The organism is Streptomyces sp. NPDC057010 (assembly GCF_042673805.1).
Taxonomy (GTDB): domain Bacteria; phylum Actinomycetota; class Actinomycetes; order Streptomycetales; family Streptomycetaceae; genus Streptomyces.
Window position 1 is genome coordinate 1 of record NZ_JBHUSC010000055.1, and the last position, 1,837, is coordinate 1,837.

Here is a 1,837-nt window from a genome sequence, read left to right on the forward strand (position 1 = left end):
CAGGTGGTGCGCGGTCCGGCGCGGCGCCGTTGCGGGGGGCGCTGCCCCCGGACCCCCGCGCCTCAAACGCCGGCGAAGCTGGAAATGCCGTCATGGGGTCGCCTCCGGGACGGGGGCCCAGGTGGGGGTGGTCCAGTGGCCGGGGACGCGGGCCTCGGGGGGTTGGGCGAAGGGGATCTCCCCGTCGGGGCGGGCGGAGCCGCGGGCCAGCAGCCGCAGGTAGATCTCCTGGAAGGCGGCCACGTTCTGCTCGACGGTGAAGAGCTCCAGGGCCCGGGCGCGGGCAGCGGCGCCCAGCCGCTGGGCGCGCTCGGGGTCGCCCAGCAGCGAGAGGCAGGCCTCGGCGAGGGCGCGCGGGTTCCGCGGCGGAACCACCAGCCCCGTGCCCCCGATGACCTCGCACACCGCGCCCACATCCGTGGACACGGTGGCCCGCCCGCAGAACATCGCCTCGGCCAGGGTGATCGGGAAGCCCTCGATCACGGAGGAGAGGACGACGACCCGCCCCGCCCCGTAGGCCTCCGCCGGCGACGGCGCGTCGGGCCCGCCGATCTCCTCGAACGTCACGGGGTTCTCCCCGACCGTCACGGCGTCGGCCGCCTCGTCGGGGAACAGCTGCGCCGCCAGGGACCGGCAGTCGGCGAGGTACCCGGGCGCCACCGCGGTGGCGAAGATCCGCAGCCGCGTCTGCGGCGCGGCCCTGCGCACCTCCGCGAAGGCGTGCAGCAGGGCGATCAGGTCCTTCGCGGGCTCTATCCGGCCGACCCACACCAGCGTGTCGGGGTCCCCGCAGTCCGCGGCCTCCCCGACGGTGGCGAATCGGTCCGCCTCCATCCCCGGGTAGACCGTCCGCACCCGCTCCCGGGCGGCGCCGCACCGCTCCTGCCAGCGCCTCGCGTGCGCGTTGCCCGGGGTCAGCAGGTCGGCCACGGCGTAGATCTCCCCGGCGAGCCGGATGTGGAAGGCCGCGAGCAGGGCCCGTACGGCCGGCCGGGCGTCGGGCCGGTGGTCCAGGTAGTGGGCCCGCAGCTGGACCCCGTACTCGGTGACCAGCAGCGGCACCCCGAAGAAGCGTTTGGCCAGCAGTCCGGGGAGCGCCGCGACCCCGCCCGCGGCCGCGTGGCAGACGTCGGCGGCGCCGAGACCGCCGGGCTCCTCGTACCAGTCGAGGGACAAGGGCCGCAGCATGGTCTCCAGTTCGTCCGCGAACTCCAGCAGGTCCGGCACCTGCGCCGCCTGCACGGCGCGGCCCGCGCCGGGCGCCCGGCAGGCGGCTTCCAGCAGCCGCACCGCGGACTCGGAGCGCAGGGCCGCGTACAGCCCGCCCTGGTCGCGGGCGAGTTCGGCGAGCCCGTAGAGCCCGGAGGCGAAGGATCCGGCCTCGCCGGCGCAGATCCCGTGGACCAGCTCCCCGAAGCGGTCGGCGAACCGCCGGCGCTCGCGCCGGGAGTACGTCCGCCCGTCGTCGGCCGGGGCCCACAGGGGCGCGGTACGGACCGAGGTGACGTGCTCCGGCAGCGGGACCCGTGCGCGTTCCTGCTCGGCGCTGCGGCTCAGCGCGTAGAGCTCGAACTCGTGCTGCGGGAGCCCGCGTACGAGCCGGTCGCACCACAGCCTGGCCTCTCCCGTGGCAAACGGATAACCACCTTCCGTGAGTAGTCCGATCCGCACGAGTGGCACCCCCGATCTCCCGTTCAGGGCGGTCGCCGTCGGTCCGGTGACCCGCCGCGGAAGAACTCAAGCGGATATGCCGAAGGCGCGACGGCCGGTTGTGCGGCGCGCCACCCGCAGGGGGGAAGAGTGGTTAATTTACGGTTCGGTTGGAGTTAGATCACCC

Annotated in this window: 1 protein-coding gene; it reads right to left on the reverse strand. The window is 75.0% G+C overall.

Translation table 11 applies throughout. The features are described 5' to 3' along the window. Positions 1 to 90: 90 nt before the first annotated feature. Complete coding sequence (locus ACFTXQ_RS30720; protein ID WP_382647004.1) at positions 91 to 1,671, reverse strand: DUF3492 domain-containing protein; 1,581 nt, start codon at positions 1,669 to 1,671, stop codon at positions 91 to 93. Between the last annotated feature and the right edge of the window lie 166 nt (positions 1,672 to 1,837).